Origin of the sequence: Actinoplanes sp. CA-131856 (genome assembly GCF_050956135.1) — a bacterium.
Lineage (GTDB): Bacteria > Actinomycetota > Actinomycetes > Mycobacteriales > Micromonosporaceae > Actinoplanes.
Genome location: NZ_CP191849.1, coordinates 1,074,663 through 1,090,497, shown reverse-complemented (window position 1 = coordinate 1,090,497; position 15,835 = coordinate 1,074,663). Strand labels below are relative to the sequence as shown.

Annotated in this window: 18 protein-coding genes and 1 tRNA gene; 10 read left to right on the top strand and 9 right to left on the bottom strand. The window is 68.3% G+C overall.

Going from position 1 to position 15,835, the window contains the following annotated elements:
- The first annotated feature begins 1 nt into the window (after nucleotide 1).
- Genes ACQP2X_RS05300 through ACQP2X_RS05290 form a run of 3 tightly spaced genes read left to right on the top strand, consistent with a single transcriptional unit; the run spans nucleotide 2 to nucleotide 1,391 of the window.
- A complete protein-coding gene (locus tag ACQP2X_RS05300; protein WP_498694749.1) occupies nucleotides 2-151 on the top strand; it encodes a hypothetical protein in 150 nt (49 codons plus the stop codon).
- Nucleotides 151-837 (top strand): DsbA family oxidoreductase, encoded by a 687-nt coding sequence (locus tag ACQP2X_RS05295; protein ID WP_498694747.1) that lies wholly within the window; start codon nucleotides 151-153, stop codon nucleotides 835-837. The genes ACQP2X_RS05300 and ACQP2X_RS05295 overlap by 1 nt, the downstream gene beginning before the upstream one ends.
- Nucleotides 834-1,391 carry a TetR/AcrR family transcriptional regulator gene (locus ACQP2X_RS05290; RefSeq protein ID WP_498694746.1) on the top strand — a complete coding sequence of 186 codons (558 nt, stop codon included), beginning with the start codon at nucleotides 834-836 and terminating at the stop codon, nucleotides 1,389-1,391. Before ACQP2X_RS05295 ends, ACQP2X_RS05290 begins: the two co-directional genes overlap by 4 nt.
- A gap of 26 nt (nucleotides 1,392-1,417) precedes the next feature.
- On the opposite strand, the gene ACQP2X_RS05285 is transcribed toward ACQP2X_RS05290, so the two are convergent.
- From ACQP2X_RS05285 to ACQP2X_RS05270, 4 genes are all read right to left on the bottom strand, one after another.
- Nucleotides 1,418-2,254, bottom strand: a complete 837-nt coding sequence (locus ACQP2X_RS05285; RefSeq protein WP_498694744.1) for a hypothetical protein — start codon at nucleotides 2,252-2,254, stop codon at nucleotides 1,418-1,420.
- A complete protein-coding gene (locus tag ACQP2X_RS05280; protein WP_498694743.1) occupies nucleotides 2,232-3,326 on the bottom strand; it encodes a type IV toxin-antitoxin system AbiEi family antitoxin in 1,095 nt (364 codons plus the stop codon). Before ACQP2X_RS05280 ends, ACQP2X_RS05285 begins: the two co-directional genes overlap by 23 nt.
- A 49-nt stretch (nucleotides 3,327-3,375) precedes the next feature.
- Nucleotides 3,376-3,448: transfer RNA gene (locus tag ACQP2X_RS05275), tRNA-Ala, on the bottom strand.
- A 79-nt stretch (nucleotides 3,449-3,527) separates the two neighbouring features.
- On the bottom strand, nucleotides 3,528-4,085 hold the full coding sequence (locus ACQP2X_RS05270) for a YqgE/AlgH family protein (RefSeq protein WP_360244693.1): 558 nt from the start codon (nucleotides 4,083-4,085) through the stop codon (nucleotides 3,528-3,530).
- Nucleotides 4,086-4,209: 124 nt separating this feature from the next.
- Between ACQP2X_RS05270 and ACQP2X_RS05265 the strand changes: the two genes are divergently transcribed.
- From ACQP2X_RS05265 to ACQP2X_RS05255, 3 genes are all read left to right on the top strand, one after another.
- Nucleotides 4,210-5,007, top strand: a complete 798-nt coding sequence (locus ACQP2X_RS05265) for an S-methyl-5'-thioadenosine phosphorylase (RefSeq protein ID WP_498694742.1) — start codon at nucleotides 4,210-4,212, stop codon at nucleotides 5,005-5,007.
- A gap of 4 nt (nucleotides 5,008-5,011) precedes the next feature.
- Nucleotides 5,012-5,740, top strand: coding sequence for a class I SAM-dependent methyltransferase (locus ACQP2X_RS05260; RefSeq protein ID WP_498694741.1), 729 nt, complete (start codon nucleotides 5,012-5,014; stop codon nucleotides 5,738-5,740).
- An 88-nt stretch (nucleotides 5,741-5,828) separates the two neighbouring features.
- The gene (locus ACQP2X_RS05255; protein ID WP_498694740.1) at nucleotides 5,829-6,524 is read left to right on the top strand and encodes an aggregation-promoting factor C-terminal-like domain-containing protein; all 696 of its coding nucleotides are present in this window, start codon (nucleotides 5,829-5,831) and stop codon (nucleotides 6,522-6,524) included.
- Here the strand turns inward: ACQP2X_RS05255 and ACQP2X_RS05250 are convergent.
- Complete coding sequence (locus ACQP2X_RS05250; RefSeq protein WP_498694738.1) at nucleotides 6,521-6,826, bottom strand: hypothetical protein; 306 nt, start codon at nucleotides 6,824-6,826, stop codon at nucleotides 6,521-6,523. The genes ACQP2X_RS05255 and ACQP2X_RS05250 overlap by 4 nt on opposite strands.
- A 481-nt stretch (nucleotides 6,827-7,307) precedes the next feature.
- On the opposite strand from ACQP2X_RS05250, the gene ACQP2X_RS05245 reads away from it, so the two are divergent.
- Both ACQP2X_RS05245 and ACQP2X_RS05240 read left to right on the top strand, forming a co-directional pair.
- The gene (locus tag ACQP2X_RS05245; RefSeq protein ID WP_498694737.1) at nucleotides 7,308-7,598 is read left to right on the top strand and encodes a type II toxin-antitoxin system Phd/YefM family antitoxin; all 291 of its coding nucleotides are present in this window, start codon (nucleotides 7,308-7,310) and stop codon (nucleotides 7,596-7,598) included.
- The gene (locus tag ACQP2X_RS05240) at nucleotides 7,595-7,867 is read left to right on the top strand and encodes a Txe/YoeB family addiction module toxin (protein WP_498694736.1); all 273 of its coding nucleotides are present in this window, start codon (nucleotides 7,595-7,597) and stop codon (nucleotides 7,865-7,867) included. The genes ACQP2X_RS05245 and ACQP2X_RS05240 overlap by 4 nt, the downstream gene beginning before the upstream one ends.
- A 46-nt stretch (nucleotides 7,868-7,913) precedes the next feature.
- On the opposite strand, the gene ACQP2X_RS05235 is transcribed toward ACQP2X_RS05240, so the two are convergent.
- From ACQP2X_RS05235 to ACQP2X_RS05220, 4 genes are all read right to left on the bottom strand, one after another.
- Nucleotides 7,914-8,483, bottom strand: a complete 570-nt coding sequence (locus tag ACQP2X_RS05235; protein ID WP_498694735.1) for a helix-turn-helix domain-containing protein — start codon at nucleotides 8,481-8,483, stop codon at nucleotides 7,914-7,916.
- 55 nt (nucleotides 8,484-8,538) lie between these two features.
- Nucleotides 8,539-11,898 (bottom strand): tetratricopeptide repeat protein, encoded by a 3,360-nt coding sequence (locus tag ACQP2X_RS05230; RefSeq protein WP_498694734.1) that lies wholly within the window; start codon nucleotides 11,896-11,898, stop codon nucleotides 8,539-8,541.
- A 64-nt stretch (nucleotides 11,899-11,962) separates the two neighbouring features.
- Entirely contained in the window at nucleotides 11,963-12,841 is an 879-nt protein-coding gene (locus tag ACQP2X_RS05225; RefSeq protein WP_498694733.1) for an AraC family transcriptional regulator, read from the bottom strand.
- Between the two features lie 65 nt (nucleotides 12,842-12,906).
- Nucleotides 12,907-13,650 carry an MBL fold metallo-hydrolase gene (locus ACQP2X_RS05220; protein WP_498694730.1) on the bottom strand — a complete coding sequence of 248 codons (744 nt, stop codon included), beginning with the start codon at nucleotides 13,648-13,650 and terminating at the stop codon, nucleotides 12,907-12,909.
- A gap of 112 nt (nucleotides 13,651-13,762) precedes the next feature.
- Here ACQP2X_RS05220 and ACQP2X_RS05215 point away from each other — a divergent pair, with 112 nt between their 5' ends.
- Both ACQP2X_RS05215 and ACQP2X_RS05210 read left to right on the top strand, forming a co-directional pair.
- Complete coding sequence (locus ACQP2X_RS05215) at nucleotides 13,763-14,437, top strand: response regulator transcription factor (protein ID WP_498694728.1); 675 nt, start codon at nucleotides 13,763-13,765, stop codon at nucleotides 14,435-14,437.
- Entirely contained in the window at nucleotides 14,434-15,825 is a 1,392-nt protein-coding gene (locus ACQP2X_RS05210) for a HAMP domain-containing sensor histidine kinase (RefSeq protein WP_498694727.1), read from the top strand. Before ACQP2X_RS05215 ends, ACQP2X_RS05210 begins: the two co-directional genes overlap by 4 nt.
- Nucleotides 15,826-15,835 lie beyond the last annotated feature (10 nt).

The following is a 15,835-nucleotide window of genomic DNA, read 5'->3' as shown; positions in this document are numbered from 1 at the left end:
TATGGAGTCAAGTAACGTTTCACCGGCCCCTTCCTCGGCCTCGGACGAACCCGACGATGTCGTCGAGCCGGCCACCCCGGTGGCCGGCCTGATCTTGTTGGAGCCGGCGGACGACGCCGGCGCCTGTTCCGTGGACGGATGGTGCGACTGATGACCAGCAGCGTGTTCGGCCGGGCGGCCGAGCCCATCGTGATCGACATCTGGAGCGATGTCGTCTGCCCGTTCTGCTACCTGGGCCACGCGGTCCTGGCCGAGGCCATCGAGCAGCATCCGCACGGTTCGGCGGTGCAGATCCGCTACCACAGCTTCCAGCTGAACCCGGGCTTCGCGCCGGGCCAGGCGGTCCTGGCCGACGACTACCTGGCCGCCAACCACGGCATGCCGAAGGCCCAGATCGAGGCGTCGCACGCCCAGCTGGCCGCCCGCGGCGCCGCCGCCGGCCTCGACTATCAGTTCGCGAAGGCGCAGATGGTGAACACCCTCGACGCGCACCGGATCATCCACCTGGCCAAGGCGCACGGCCAGGAGAGCGCCATGGTCGAGCGCCTGTTCCGGGCCGAGTTCACCGAGGGCCTCAACCTGGCCGACCACGGCGTCCTGGCCGACATCGCGGCCGAGCTGGGCCTCGACCGCGCCGAGGCGGTCAAGACCCTGGACACCAAGGGCTACGAGAAGGACATCCGGGCCGACCTGAGCCGCGCCCGCGAGCTGGGCATCAGCGGCGTCCCGTTCTTCGTCTTCGACGACAAGCGCGCCGTCTCCGGCGCCCAGCCGGTCGAGCTGTTCCGCCGGGCCTTGGACCTCTCCTGGGAGGACAGGGAGACCCAGCCGGCATGACCCGCTTGCGCGCGGACGCGCGACGAAACGTCGAGGGCATCCGCCGGGCCGCCCTCGACGTTTTCCGCACCTCCGGCCTGACCACCCCGCTCGACGAGGTGGCCAGGGCCGCCGGCGTGAGCAAGGGCACCATCTACCACCGCTTCGGCAGCCGCCGCGCCTTGATCGACGCGGTGGTCGACGAGCTGGTGGCCGAGCGCATCCGCGACATCATCGAGGCCGTCGAGGCCCTGCCCGACCCGCTGGCCCGCTTCGAGGAATACCTGCTGCGCATGTGGCTCCTGCAATACGACGAGCCCGCCGCCAACGACGTCCTGGTCCGCGCCCTCCCCGACTCGGAAAACCTGACAACCCTCTGCGACAAGGCAAGCCGTTTCGGCCGCCGGCTCCTGGAGGAAGCCCAGACAGCGGGAGTGATCCGCCCCGACCTGACCCCCACCGACCTGACATACCTGATCCTCGAACGGGGCGCCGCCCTGCGAGCTTGCGCAAAGCAGTCCCGCCCCGACTACGAACGCCGCCTGGACTTCCTGCTCCACGGCCTGCGCCGCTGACCGGCTTGGTTCCAGGCTGGGAACGGTCAGCCGAGGCCCAAGCCTCGAGTCATGGCTCGAAGAAGCGTCTGCCGCCGATTCGCCGAACCGGACCAGTCGGACGCGTTGGTCACCGTCATGTGGTGGACGAGCAGATCCTCGGAGGAGGCCAGCCAGCGGTCGGAAATCTCGGACAGCCGCTCCGGGCCGATCAGGCCGGCGACGCTTTCCCCCAGAACACGAGCGGCAGCGGCGGCCTCGTCCAGATCTTCCCGAACCAAAAGATCTTGGCCTTTGTCCGTCTCGTAGAGATGGTTTCCGACAGCCGATGATTTCACGTACCAATAGATGACTGTGGCGATGTCCGCGGCATCCTTGTACTCGCCATAGGCGCTCCGGTCCAGCCAAGCGGCGAGCTTCAGCGCGGCATACCCCTCGGCGCTGGGGATCCGAATGGTTCCCGCCGTGGGCAGGTCCATCGGATGGGCCGCCGCGTAGACCTCGGCGAAGCCCCACACATTGATCGGTTCGCGGCGGGTCGCCGGAGTCACCGTGCCCGGAGGATCTTCCACGGGCCCGAACGGCATCAGGTCAGCGGTCGTCTGCGCGATCCGGAAGCGGATTCCGGTGCTTCCGGCTGAGGGCAGACTGGACACCAACTCGTCGTAGGCAGCCCAGTTCGCCACGGCCAGACCCAGATCGATGTCGGCCGTGGCGCGAAGCGCGAACCCGTGTCCGAATGCGCTTTGCAGGATATCTCGGCAATGAGCGCCCACAAGCATCACTTCGCCGGCTGCCAGCAGTGTCGACTTCGCGAGGATCTCCGCCGTGACCCCGTCGACCAGATGCAGGAGCGCGGAATCAGCCTTCGTCAGATCGAGCATGGTCCGCCCTCCACTTCCTGGCGACTTCGGCGAGGCGGGCGTCAGCGGTGGCCATCAGATCGGCGTAGACCAGAAGCCAGGGAGCGTTCTGTGTCTTCCTGGCGGGATCCTCCTCAGCTGGATGCGGCGAGGTCCAGAACTTTTTCCGGACGAAGATGTTGGGTATGCGGTCCGGGTTGGCACTCCACCGGTTGGCGATGGCGAGCTTCGGTTCCAGCACATCGAGGTACACGGTCGAAGTCGCCGGACGCGCAAGATCGACTCCGACGGCCGTCTCGCCGCTGAAGTAGAGGGGACGCTCACTCTTGATCGGCGAGCTCGGATCACCGTGGAACTCAGCGAGCCCGAGCCGCCGGCCGAGACCAGTCGAGTAAGCGGCGGTCCAGTAGTCGATCAGCTCATTGACCCGAACCAGGCCGTGCGACGACGGCAGCAGAAACCCGGCCTCCGCGAGCCGAGTCATCACATCGTGCGCCTGCCCGAGTGAGGTCCCGGCCGCACCTGCGATCTCGCGCCGACCTCCGCTGACCAATTCGGGCCAGGTGAGCAGGGCCAAAATGACCTGTGCCCGGCCGCGGCTGAACAGGTTCACCGACGACCCGGCACCACCCTTACCCCGTTCCCTCGACGCTTGATCGTCCTGCTCGACCCGCCCTCGTACGTCGACGAAGACGTCGCCGAATCTGATCGACGCATTGCCCAGCGTGTCGACGAACTGAATGTTGGCCTCACGGAAGGCGTCGGCACTGCGCCGGCTGATCCGGTTGCCGATCACCAACGTCGAGTGAGGTCCAGCGAGACTCTTCCCATGCGCCAGGGCGGTCAACGTCATCGGCTTGACCTGCACGAGGTACTTCGCCGTGACATCGCCGCGAGACAGGGTGACGACCGCGTCGGCTCCACTGTCGGTGTCCGCACCAAGCGATTGCCGATCGAGGGTTATGCCGAACTCTTGCAGGCGCTGCCGAGCGAGTTCCAAGAACCGCTCCGTAGCGGCCGAGCCAGCCTGCGTTCGGTTTTTCACGCCGTTCAGTTTATTTGAACAAAGAACAAAACTGAACGCCTGCGACATGATGGGCAACAAAAAACGCCCGGACACCAGTCCGGGCGTTTTGCAAGGGTGGAGCTGAGGGGACTCGAACCCCTGACCCCCACACTGCCAGTGTGGTGCGCTACCAGCTGCGCCACAGCCCCTTGCCTTTGTCCCCAGTCACCCGGGCACGGAGGAAATACTACACACCCTCCGCGGGTGCCCGCTGGGACCCCCTCCCCCTCAGTTCATCGCGGGGTCGGGCGGGAAGTGGGCCACCGCCGCCAAGATGTCGCCCTGGCGGCGCAGGACCATGGCCCACAGGTCGTCGGGGCGGTTGATGAACGGGTCGCCCGGCAGGGCGTCCAGCAGGAACCATGAACCGGCGGCTATCTCCTCCTCCAGCTGGCCCGCCGACCAGCCCGAGTAGCCCGCGAAGACGCGGACGCCGGCCACGCTGTCGCGCAGGCGCTCCGGATCGGTGGAGAGGTCGACCGTGCCCAGGGCGCCGGACACCTGATGGAAGCCGGACACCCTCTTTTTCACCTCGGGGCGGGTGCGGGCCAGGCAGATCGCCGACTCGGGCTGCACCGGGCCGCCCTCGAACAGGACCGCCGGGTCGCCCGCCAGCTCGCCCCACGTGCCGAGGACGTCGGAGACCGGCACCTCCGTCGCGCGGTTCAGGACCACGCCCAGGGCGCCGCCCGTCTCGTGGGCCACGAGCAGCACGACCGTACGGTCGAAATTCGGGTCTTTGAGAGTGGGTGTCGCCACGAGGAGCCGGCCGGTCATGGACTCCATCGACCGGCCTCCGATCCGCTGACCCTCGCTATACACGGGCAGTCCGCAGCGTCACGCACAACGCTTCCACCAACGCCATGAACGCACATTAGCCCGAGTTTCCGGCCACCGATAAGGTCTGGCCATGAACGCAGCGGCGGAGATCGGTGTCATCGGCGGCTCGGGGCTCTACGCCCTCCTGGATGACGCGGCTGAGCACGTCGTGTCCACGCCCTACGGTGCGCCCTCCGACCCGATCACGATCGCCCGAGTGGGTGACCGCCGCGTCGCGTTCCTGCCGCGCCACGGACGCGATCACCGGTTCCCGCCGCACAAGATCCCCTATCAGGCCAATCTCTGGGCGCTTCGCGCTTTGGGTGTACGTCAAATCGTCGCGCCCTGCGCCGTCGGTGGCCTGCGGCCCGAGTTGGGCCCGGGCACGTTCGTGGTCCCCGACCAGCTGATCGACCGGACCAGCGGGCGCGCGCAGACGTACTACGACACCGGCGCCGTCCACCTGAACTTCGCCGACCCGTACTGCCCGGACGGCCGCGCCGCCGTGCTGGAGGCGGCCCGCCCGGTCGGCCCGGTCGACAGCGGCACCATGGTCGTGGTCGAGGGCCCGCGGTTCTCGACCCGGGCCGAGTCGCGCTGGTTCACCTCGATCGGCGGCACGATCGTCAACATGACCGGTCATCCCGAGGCCGTCCTGGCCCGTGAGCTGGGTCTCTGCTACACGTCGATCGCCCTGGTCACCGACCTCGACGCCGGGGTCGAGGGCGAGCACGGCGTCACCCAGGAGGAGGTTTTCCGGGTGTTCGCGGAAAACACGGAGCGGCTCCGGGACGTACTGCTGGAAGCCGTGACCAAGCTCCCCGAGCGACGGACCTGCCCTTGCGCGTCAGCGCTGGAGGGTTTGAAGCTGCCGATCGAGCTACCGTGACCGCATGACGGACGCCGATGGCTTCTTCGGGGAGGCGGTCGCCGCGAAGTACGACATCCCCAACGATCCTCAGTTCGATCCGGCCGTGGTGGCGCGGACCGCTGACGTGCTGGCCGGCCTGGCCGGCGGTGGGCGGGCGCTGGAGTTCGCGATCGGCACCGGCCGGGTGGCGGTTCCGCTGGCCCAGCGCGGGGTCGAGGTGCACGGCATCGACATGTCCCGCGCGATGCTGGCCCGGCTGCGCCCGAAGCCCGGCGCCGAGCGGATCGGCGTGACGGTCGGCGATTTCACCACGACCCGCGTCGACGGCGAGTTCGATCTGGTCTACCTGGTCTTCAACACGATCATGAATGTGACCACGCAGCGGGGTCAGGTCGACGCTTTCCGCAACGCCGCCGCCCATCTGCGCCCGGGCGGCCGGTTCCTGATCGAGGTGATGGTCCCGGAGCTGCGCAAACTGCCGCCCGGCCAGACCGCCGTCCCGTTCACCGTCACGCCCACGCGGCTCGGCTTCGACACCTACGAGCCGGCCACCCAGGCCATGAGCTCGGTCCATGTCGTCGACGGCGAGATCTCCGAGATTCCTTTCCGGTACGTCTGGCCGGCCGAACTGGACCTCATGGCGCAACTGGCCGGCATGGACCTCGAGCATCGCTGGGAGTCCTGGTCCCGCGATCCGTTCCACAACGAGAGCGGGTCCCACATCTCCACCTGGATTCGCCCCACTATGTGACTACAGTCACATCCGCGTTCTGCTGTTTCGCCGACAGGGGTCGATGCGTGATGGTATTCGCCGTTGATCCTCGGCGAAGGGACCACTCGTGGAACGGCGTCTGGGCCGCCTCGGCGTTCGCGTGGCATCGGTCGGCCTGCTCGTGGCCGGCCTGGTCGGCGGCGTCTACCTGGGCAAGGAGCGGGAGGCTGTCTCCCCTTCGGCCTCGGGCGCAGCGGTGAACCTGGTGGTCGAGTCGCAGGATCTCTCCCTGCTCAAGCAGCGCCAGGGCGCGCACGCCGCCGCCCGGGCCTGGCAGCGCGAGGCCGAGGGCGCCGCCGCGGCCAAGGCGGCGGCCGCGGCCAAGCTCACCGCGGCCCGCGCGCACGACCTGGAGGAACAGGTCATCGCCGACAAGAAGAAGGCCGAGGAGAAGAAGAAGGCCCTGGAGAACGGCGGCCCGGTCCCCTACGACGGCCCGATCCCCACCTCCTGCAACGAGTTCAGCGGCAGCCGCAAGATCGGCTGCGCCCTGATGCTCGAAAAGGGCTTCGGCATCGACCAGTTCCCGTGCCTGAACAACTTGTGGACCAAAGAGAGCGGCTGGAACTACAAGGCCGAGAACAAGTCCTCGGGCGCGTACGGCATTCCCCAGGCCCTGCCCGGCGACAAGATGGGCAAGATCGCCGACGACTGGAAGACCAACCCGGCCACCCAGATCAAGTGGGGCCTGGGCTACGTGAAGGGCAAGTACAAGACGCCCTGCGGCGCCTGGCAGAACTTCCAGGAGAACGGCAACTACTAGCGCCGGGCGATCCGGAGCAGAGCCAAAACGACGAGAACAACGGCGACAACAAGAGCGGCGACCACGTACGACCCGGTCGCCGTGACCGCGCCGAAAGCGCCGACGGCCAGGACCGATCCGAAGGCACCGATCGACAGCACAGATCCGAACGAGCCGATCGACAGCACCGACAGGATCGACCCCACGGACGCCACGGACAGAACCGACCCCAGCGACCCGATCGACAGGACCGAGTCCTTCGAGCAGACGCTGAGAACGGATCCGCTGGACCGATACGACAAGAAGTTCCTCGAGCGCGACATGCCTTCATCGTTCCGGCCGTCGCCCCTCACCACATCGACCCAGCAGATCCACGGCTGCTGATTCCCCCATCAACCAACCGGTCGATGCACGCCTACGACGTCGCGGGCCGCCCGGCAGCGAGCACGTCACCGATCGCTGCGGAAAGGTTCCGGTCGGCCCGCAGAGGCGGCGCCGCCACCCGAGCCCTACGTCCTGCCGATCCCCCGACAGCGACGAACAGCTGTAGACCTTCCCGAGCCGGACCGGACGCCCACAGACCGAGCCCGCCTTCGTCAAGGCAACCGGAGGCCGGACCATGGCGTACGTGGACCGCCGCTTCACCAGGCGATCAACGCCAGACAATGTCCCCTTCTCCACAGGCGGCTCAAGCAGCCCTAGACTAGTCATGGAGCAACCACCACAGAGAGAAAGAGGAGTTCAATGCCTCACGACTGGCGTACGCTAGAACGTACGTCCCGCCGTACCGCCAGGGAGCCAGACATGAAGGTACTGACGATCACCGATGTGCGTAAGAACTTCGCCGCTGTCGTCGACTCTGTCATCGACGATGCCGAGGAGTGCGTCATCCCTCGCGGCGGCGGCAAGGCGGTGGTCATCGTGTCGCTGGACGAATGGAACGCCATGAACGAGACCTTGCACGTTCTCGGGTCGGCTTCCAACGCACGCCGCCTGCTGGAAAGCATCGCCCAGGCTGACGCGGGCCTCGTGGAGGAGCACCCGCTGCTCGAACCCGATTCTCCACCCACAACGCCCGGCGCGGAGGCGGCGTGAGCCTGCGTATCGTCTTCACTCCCCACGCGTGGCAGGAGTACGACTCCTGGCTCCGTCACGATCCGAGGACGGCCCGGCGCATCAGCAAACTGATCATCGACGTGCAGCGCGACCCTCGCGGAACAGGCCTGGGAAAGCCCGAGCTCTTGAAGGGCCCACTGGCCGGCTGGTCCTCGCGCCGCATCAACGACGAACACCGGCTGATCTATCGAATTCGAGGCGGCGACCTCGAAATCGCCGCCTGCCGTGGCCACTACGACGACAAATAGCCGCCTCCCCCGCGGCGCGCCCACACCTCCCAGGCTGGACGGGGAACTATGCCCGTCCACCAGGATCGGCTGGGTCCAGGTCGGCGATGGCGGCCAGGTCCGCTGCCGGCAGATCCAGCGCGTGGGCCACTTCCTCGATCAGCGTCCGTTCGGGCACCAGGCCGCCGGCGCGGAGCCTTCTGATCGTCGACTCCGCCCGCTCGGTCCGCCGGGCCAGCTGCGGGATGGTCAGTCCTCGCATCTCCGCCAAGAGACGGAAAACGGCGCCGAAGGGATGCGGCTCTGATTCACCGGCCGGGGCGAGCGCGGGCCCGATCACCGTGTCTCCGGCCTTCATCTGCCACCGCAGCAGCCGATCCCCCAACAGCCGGAGCCGCGCCGAGAACGGCTGCACCTCATCCGCGTTCCGGCCCAGCGAACCCGGCACCGTCACCTCGACGACCTGCACAGCGCCGGGCGGCAGGCCTCGTGACGAAGAGCTGGACCGCGGCTCTCCCACGTCAGCGACCCGCCACGAACGGTCCCACCACGGCAGCTCATCCAGCAGCGTGTCGACAAAGGACACCAGCACTGACGGATCCGCGTTGCCCCGCGACCGGGTGAGCGCCTCGATCACGTCATCGCCCAGCAGACGCTGCCCATTCACCATCGTCGAATGGTAGGCGCGTTGGTCAGTCGGGGCCGCCCCACGGCCCGGCGGCTAGGGGATTCTTGGCGATGATCTCGCGCCAGATGTCCAGCAACTGGTCCAGGCCGGCCACGGGCTCCGGGAAAGCCGCCAGGTCGTACAGCGGACGCTCGAAGAAGTCTCTCGGCCGGCGGCCGGCCACGCCGTTCTGGAAAGCCTCGACCGCCTCCGTGACGTCGCCGCGGCCGAGAAGCGCGAGGGCACGGATCTCCGCTGTCGCGAAGGACGACAACTCGAGGTTTCCGGCGGGCGCTATCGCGTTCAGAACGTCCTCCGGGGTCGTCCGGCGATGAGCCGGCTCGAGGCAGCGGTCGACGGCCCAGCGCAGGAGCACCACATTCGCGCCGTGCCCGGCCGCGGCAAATTCGGCGCGGGCTTCCTCGTACCGGCTTTCGCTCAGTAACAGCATTCCGAGCATGCGATGGGGAGTGGTGTAATCCGGGTCGCAGCGCACCGCCACCCGGAACGCCGCTCCCGCCTCGCTGAAACACCCCGTACCGCACAACGCGTTACCGAGACCATTGAAGGCGTACGCGTACTCGGAATCGCACCGCACCGCCTCCCGGAACGCCGCCTCGGCCTCCGCATAACGGCCCAGGTCGTAGAGGGTGTTGCCGAGGCCGTTGAAGGCGTACGCGTACTGGGAATCGCACCGCACCGCCTTCCGGAACGCCGCTTCCGCCTCCGCGTATCGACCGAGGCTGTACAGGGTGTTGCCGAGGCCGTTGAAGGCGTACGCGTATTGGGAATCGCACCGCACGGCCTCCCGGAACGCCGCCTCCGCCTCCGTGTAACGCCCCTGGCCGTACAACGCGTTACCGATCCCGTTATGACCGTAGGCGTTGCCGGCGTCGCGCCGCACCGCCTCGCGATACGCCGCCTCTGCTTTCATGTAGCGGCCCAGGCCGTGCAAAGCGTTACCGAGACCGTTGTGGCCGTACGCGTTGCCGGCGTCGCGCCGCACCGCCTCGCGATACGCCGCCTCCGCCTCCGCATAACGACCCAGGCTGTACAACGTGCTGCCGAGATTGCGGTGGGCCACCGCGAAGTCCGGATCGCACCGCACCGCCTTTCGGAACGCCGCTTCCGCCTCCTCGTGACGGCCGAGGCCGTACAACGCGCTGCCCAGTCCGTTATGGCCGTACGCGTTGCCGGCGTCGCATCTCACCGCCTGCCGGAAAGCCGCTTCCGCCTCCCCGTAACGGCCCAGGTCGTACAGCGCGTTACCGAGCCCGTTGTGAGAGCTGAATCGGCGTTGATAGCGCGCCGCGATGCGCAGTCCGTCGATCACGGCCCGCTGGCCGGCGTCCGTACTGGACTTCAGATCGCCGAAATAGGGAAGCGACCCGGCGATCTGGCCGAGGCGGTCGGCGGTCGGCCCGCTGCCCGGCTTGATGAACTTGGTGGCCAGCCGGAGATGCCGCACCCGTTCGGTGAATTCGAGGCCGAGCACCGACGATGCCTGGCAATAGAGCAGATGGACGTACGGCGTTCGCGGCTCACCCGCGTCGAGGGCCCGCATCGCCACACTCGCGGTCGCGGCCTCGCTGAACGGGGTGGCGATCCCGGCGAGCTGAAACAGCCCGTCGACGACGATCCGATGCGCGGGAGAGCAATAGGGGCGGAAGAATTTCGCGACCTCGAGCAGGATGCGGGCGTAAGTCGGCTGCAGCACTGCCGCCTGCGGGATGAAACCCTGCAACAGGCGTACGCCCTCGGGCGGATCCAGCCAGAAGGTGTGCCACAGCAGAGCGACACTTGTCGTACGCCAACTGGCGTCCATGACCTGATCTTCGACCTCGCGACCGGCCCAGACCTCCAATCGGTCCCGAAGATATTGCACGGCACGCTGGTTGATCTGTTGAACGGTGTCACTGACCCGCTGGACGGGAGTGAGTATGAACAGGCGGACAGCGTCGCGGACGTCACGGTGAATGGTGCCGTCACCGCTGTGGATGAAGTCGTGCCGGCGGCTTATCTCGGGTAATTGCTCGGCCACTTGGCCGGCTGGAATGCCCCACAACGCCGCCAGCAGGTCCGGGTCCCGGTCGACCGGAACGGGAGCGGCCATATCGGGATACGGGTTCGACGTCCGGCGCGCCGGTATGTCGTGATCGATGCCGATCAGGGCGAGCCCGTACAACAGCGGCAGATCGCGGTGCAGCTCCGAGCCGGGGTCTTTGTTGGCGTGCGCCAGATAGCGGTTCGCCATTCCTCTGACCACACTGGACACCGAGCCGTCGCTGCTGACCTCTTCGTACAGGTCGTCGAAGCGCTGGCCCCTCTGCATCCGGCTGTGCAGCAGCTTGGCCATGAAGTCCAAGGCCAGCGGTACGCCCTGTGTCAGTTCGGCCACGCGCTGGACGTCGAGATGGGCCGGGAGGTCACCGAGGCGATGCTGAAGGAAGCTTTTCGCGGTCCGATCGTCGAACCGTGACAAGGTCAGGGTCCGCAGCCGGCTGTCGGCCAGTTCCGTCGTGTAGTTGCGGGCCTCGCTCTCGCCGGCGGCGAGCAGCTCCGGCTCCAGCCGGGTGCCGATCACCCAGACCACGCGACGGCCGCAGCGGCGCGTCAGCTCCCGCAGCCACGGACCCGACCCGCCCAGCAGCTCGCACGAGTCCAGGACGACCACCACCGGCTGCTTGTTCGCCAGCGCGCGCAGACCGGCACTGAACGCCGTCACCAAGGCGTCGACCTGGCCGACCAGCGCCCGGTACAGCGCCGGGTCGAGCCGGGCCGGCCGCCGCTGCAACGCGGCCGATCCCAGCCCCATGGCCGCACCGACGGCCGCGCCCACCGGGTTGACCACGGTCGCGGCCATCCCGGCCACCTCGGCGGCCTGCCCGGCCGCCTTCACCGCCTTGTCGACCTGCTGCGGCGACATCGGTTTGTGCCCGACCTGCTTGGTCAGGCCCAGCTCGGCCGCCCGCTTCTCCAGCTCGGGAAGCCAGGTGATCTGCCGCTGGAAGTCGGCGAACCCCTGGAGGCGGCGCCGCTCCCGCCACCCCCACCCCTGACTGGCGTTCTCGAGCGCGGCCCGGATGCGTTCCAGAACCCGCCAGACCGGCGGCCCGGCGAAGTCGATGTAGTCCTCGCCGTGCAGCTTCTGATCGTCCTCCCAGTCCACTTCGAAAAGGGTGAACCGGCCGACCGCCAGCTCGGGGATCCGGCCGCCGGCAATGGCCGCGAACCGGCTCAGCAGAGTGGACTTCCCGATGCCGCCATAGCCCTGCACGAGCACGACAAAACCCTCGTCGGGCCCGTCGCCGGGCTTACCCGAAGCTTCGCGGAGAACCTCACGAAAGCGGTTCTGCTCGTCGCTGCGGCCTACGAAGGTAGTCATGGAGCCTCTCTCATGCGCCTACCCACGCATAATCCTCGACCGAGGCGGCTCAATCATCACCCGTTCAGGGCACCGCTTCCGGTTCGATGGGCAGCCACAGTTCACAAGTGGCGATGCTGAAGTCGTCCGCACGCTCCAGCACGGCGACAAGCTCCGGCCCCGGCCGCAGACGCCACGGATTGGAGGGAAACCATTCGGTGGCGGTGGCGGCCCAGGTGTCCTGCAAGCTCCGCGGATACGGTCCCGAGGTCCGGAAGACCGCCCATCGCCCGGCCGGGACATCGATGGCGTCCAGGCCGTCGGGAACTGGCGTGCCGAGGGTGACGGCGACGCCGTGAAGATAGGTGAGCTCACTGCCTTCGGCGCGATCGGGATCGAGCGAGTCACTGACGGCGAGAAGGCCCGGCGGCTCGGTGTTGCTCAAGCCTTTGAGACGTGCGTGAGTCTCCGCCGGCAGGCCGGAGACGTGCTGCTGAATATGCGGATTGACGCCCTGATGGACAAGCGGAACGCGGGCGGCACACCCGACGAGCCGAAACGCGGGACGGTCGACGATGCGGGTATCCATGCGATTGCTCCCTTCGACACTCAGCCGGAACCTGAGTTGTGGTTGCGAACGAAGGGGACCGCCATCTCGGCGTACGTCACCAGGACCGACACCATGGACGGCCCGGAATGCCCGCCCGAACGCCTCGGTCGAGCCATAGCCGTACCGAACGGCGATGCTCAACAGGTCGTCCTCGCGCCGAACAACATCGGCGGCAGCCACAGTCATACGACGCCGGCGGACGTATTCCGAGAGCGGCATCCCCGCCAACGACGAGAACATCCGCCGAAGATGATGCTCAGTCGTACCAAGCGACGCGGCCACGTCATTGACGTCGAGTTCGCCGGCAAGGCACTCCTCGACCAGGTCGACAAGCCGATTGAGCGCGGCAATCATCAGGCCCCCTTCTCACCCCACTTTGACGGGCTCCCGACCCCCGGCACCCGACTATCGTGGCCCGATCAGGTCAGATCGACGGTGAGGTCGCCGACGGCCACGTCCAAGGAGCCGGCGTAGTTGCCGGCGGCCGCCTCCAGCACGATGTGCGGATCGGTTCCCGGCCAGAGGTGAGTGAGCAGCAAATGGCCGGCGCCGGCTTCGGCCGCTTGGCGGGCGGCTGTTCGCGCGCTCGACAGGAAACCCTTCGAGTGGTCCGGCACGTGGTCGGAGTAAGTTGCCTCGGCCACCAGGAGATCCGCTTTCCTAGCCAGGTCTACGACATGCTCGCTGGGCCCTGTGTCGCCCGTATAGGCGAGCACTCGACCATCGGCGACCAGACGGATTCCGGCATTTGGCACCCAATGCGGCAAGAGCCGGGTCTCGGCCCGGAACGGCCCGACTTCGAACGGGGCGCCGGGAACGACCTCGTGCACCACGTAAGCGCCGTCGAGCATCCCCGGGCGGTCCAATGCCAGCACCGCGTCCAACGCGCCGGCCGGCGCGTAGACCGGTAGAGGTCGCGAGTCACGGCCGCCCAGAACGCGGGCCCGCAGCAGGGGGTTGAGGTCCGCGCAGTGGTCGGGATGGCCATGGCTGACGAACACCGCGTCGACCTGCTCGGCGGCGATCCGCTTCAACAACCGCGGCAGGGTCGCATAGCCCAGATCAAGAAGAAGCCGAAACCCCTGATGCTCGACAAGAAAGCCGCTACACGCCTCATCCGCCTGCGGCCAAGCCCCACAGGCGCCAAGAACACTCAGTCGCATCCCGAGACGCTATCGACATCCCTCAACAGCGGCGGCTTTAATCCTGGCCTCAGGTTGATCGGCGAGGATGAGCGGAAAAGCACCGACTGAGGGGCGGGCCGGCGTGCGGATCATGATTGCGGATGACGAGGTGGCCATCCGTGAGTCGCTGGAGCGGGTGCTCCAGGTCGAGGGTTACGACACGAGCACCGTCGCCAACGGTCTCGCCGTGCTCGACGGGGTCGGTGGCGACGCGCCGGATCTGCTGATCCTCGACGTGATGATGCCGCGCCTGGGCGGGCTGGAGACCTGCCGCCGGTTGCGGGCGGCCGGCCGGGATCTTCCGGTGCTGATGCTGACCGCCCGCGATCAGGTCTCCGACCGGGTCGCCGGGCTGGACGCGGGCGCCGACGACTATCTGCCCAAGCCGTTCGCCACCGAGGAGTTGCTGGCCCGGGTGCGGGCCCTGCTGCGACGGCGCACGCCAGGGGACGACGAGTCGCAGGTCCTGTCGTTCGCCGACGTCCGGCTCGATCCCGACAGGTTCGAAGCGTGGCGGGGAGGACGGTCGCTGCATCTGACCCGGACCGAGTTCTCGCTCCTACAGGTCCTCGTGCGCAACGCGACCCGGGTGTTGACCCGCGACGCGCTGTTCGAGGCGATCTGGGGCTTCGACATGAGCACCACCGCCAACAACCTCCAGGTATATGTGAGCTACCTGCGCCGCAAGATGGAGGCCGAGGGCGAGCCGCGATTGATCTATACGCTGCGCGGCCTGGGATACACGTTGCGGGAGACTCCCCCGTGAGCGGACCCGCCGGCCGGCTGACCCGATGGTGGCGCCGGCGGTCCCTGCGGACCAGGATGACGGTGATCGCGGCGACGGCCATCGCGGTCAGCGTGTTCGCGGCCTTCCAGGTGGCCACCGAGCTGCTGGACGGGAAGCTGCGGGACACCGCCGAGAAACAGCTGCGCGCCGACTCCCGCGTCCTCGCGACGAACGCGGAGCGCGCCGGTCTGGCCCGGGTCGAGCTACCGCCGTATCCCGGATCCGATCGGCTGGTGCGGGTCCTCCTGCCCGACGGCTCGGCCCGGACGCCGGTCGGCCAACCCGCCCTGCCCCCGGTCAGCGAGCACGCCATGCGCGTCGCGCGGGGCGCGTCGGCCGATCTGATGGAGTCGACCGACAGCGACGAGGGCTACCTGATCTACACACTGCGGGCGGGCGACGGGGCGGTCCAGGTGGCCCGTCTCGCCGACGACGGCCCGATCAACCAGCTCGGGTTCGGCATGCTCCTGATCGGACTGCTCTGTGTGGCCGGCGGCGCCCTTGTCGGGCGGACCGTGGCGCGGACCGGGCTGGCGCCGATCGACCGGCTGACCGCCGCCGCGGTACACGTCGCGCAGACCCGGGATCTCGACGCCGACATCCCGGACGAGGGCGGTGGGGAGATCGGGCGGCTGACCCAGTCGATGAACAACATGCTCGCCGCGCTCCGGGACTCCCGGCAGGCCCAGCGGCTCCTCGCCGAGGACGCCGCCCACGAGCTCAAGACCCCGCTGACCAGCCTGCGCCTCAACGTCGAGCTGCTGGTCCGGCTCGATCGGCGCGGCACCCTGGACAGCGCCCTGCCGGCGGAGAGCCGGACCCGGCTGCTCAACGATCTCGGCGCCCAGGTGGCCGAGTTGAGCACCCTGGCCGCCGAGCTGACCGACCTGGCGCGCGGTGACGTCAGCGACGAGAGCACCGAGCTGCTCGACCTCGCCGACGTGGTGGTGGCCGCGGCGACCCGGGCGCGTTCCCGCATGCCCGACATCGAGGTCGCGCTCGACGTCACGTCCCTGCGGGTGAGCGGCCGGGCCGCCGGACTCCAGCGGGCGGTGCTCAACCTCATTGACAACGCCGGCAAGTGGTCCCCCGCGGACCAGCCGGTCCAGGTTCGGCTCTTCGCCGAGGGCGCGTCGGCGGTGCTCGAGGTCGACGACGCCGGGCCGGGTATCGACGCCGCCGACGTACCGCGGGTGTTCGACCGGTTCTACCGGTCCGACAGCGCCCGGGCGTTGCCGGGATCCGGGCTGGGACTGTCGATCGTGCAGCGGGTGGTCGAGGCCCACGGCGGCCGGACCACCATCGCCCGCTCCGCGCGCGGTGGCGCGCTGCTTCGGGTCGCCCTTCCGGCCGCGGGGCTCCCCTGACAAGACCCGG

Bases quoted from the DNA above. Each gene is read 5' to 3' on its own strand.
- ACQP2X_RS05300 (WP_498694749.1), top strand. From the start codon at position 2: ATGGAGTCAAGTAACGTTTCACCGGCCCCTTCCTCGGCCTCGGACGAA.
- ACQP2X_RS05295 (WP_498694747.1), top strand. From the start codon at position 151: ATGACCAGCAGCGTGTTCGGCCGGGCGGCCGAGCCCATCGTGATCGAC.
- ACQP2X_RS05290 (WP_498694746.1), top strand. From the start codon at position 834: ATGACCCGCTTGCGCGCGGACGCGCGACGAAACGTCGAGGGCATCCGC.
- ACQP2X_RS05285 (WP_498694744.1), bottom strand. From the start codon at position 2,254: ATGCTCGATCTGACGAAGGCTGATTCCGCGCTCCTGCATCTGGTCGAC.
- ACQP2X_RS05280 (WP_498694743.1), bottom strand. From the start codon at position 3,326: ATGTCGCAGGCGTTCAGTTTTGTTCTTTGTTCAAATAAACTGAACGGC.
- ACQP2X_RS05270 (WP_360244693.1), bottom strand. From the start codon at position 4,085: ATGGAGTCCATGACCGGCCGGCTCCTCGTGGCGACACCCACTCTCAAA.
- ACQP2X_RS05265 (WP_498694742.1), top strand. From the start codon at position 4,210: ATGAACGCAGCGGCGGAGATCGGTGTCATCGGCGGCTCGGGGCTCTAC.
- ACQP2X_RS05260 (WP_498694741.1), top strand. From the start codon at position 5,012: ATGACGGACGCCGATGGCTTCTTCGGGGAGGCGGTCGCCGCGAAGTAC.
- ACQP2X_RS05250 (WP_498694738.1), bottom strand. From the start codon at position 6,826: ATGTCGCGCTCGAGGAACTTCTTGTCGTATCGGTCCAGCGGATCCGTT.
- ACQP2X_RS05245 (WP_498694737.1), top strand. From the start codon at position 7,308: ATGAAGGTACTGACGATCACCGATGTGCGTAAGAACTTCGCCGCTGTC.
- ACQP2X_RS05230 (WP_498694734.1), bottom strand. From the start codon at position 11,898: ATGACTACCTTCGTAGGCCGCAGCGACGAGCAGAACCGCTTTCGTGAG.
- ACQP2X_RS05225 (WP_498694733.1), bottom strand. From the start codon at position 12,841: ATGATTGCCGCGCTCAATCGGCTTGTCGACCTGGTCGAGGAGTGCCTT.
- ACQP2X_RS05220 (WP_498694730.1), bottom strand. From the start codon at position 13,650: ATGCGACTGAGTGTTCTTGGCGCCTGTGGGGCTTGGCCGCAGGCGGAT.
- ACQP2X_RS05215 (WP_498694728.1), top strand. From the start codon at position 13,763: ATGATTGCGGATGACGAGGTGGCCATCCGTGAGTCGCTGGAGCGGGTG.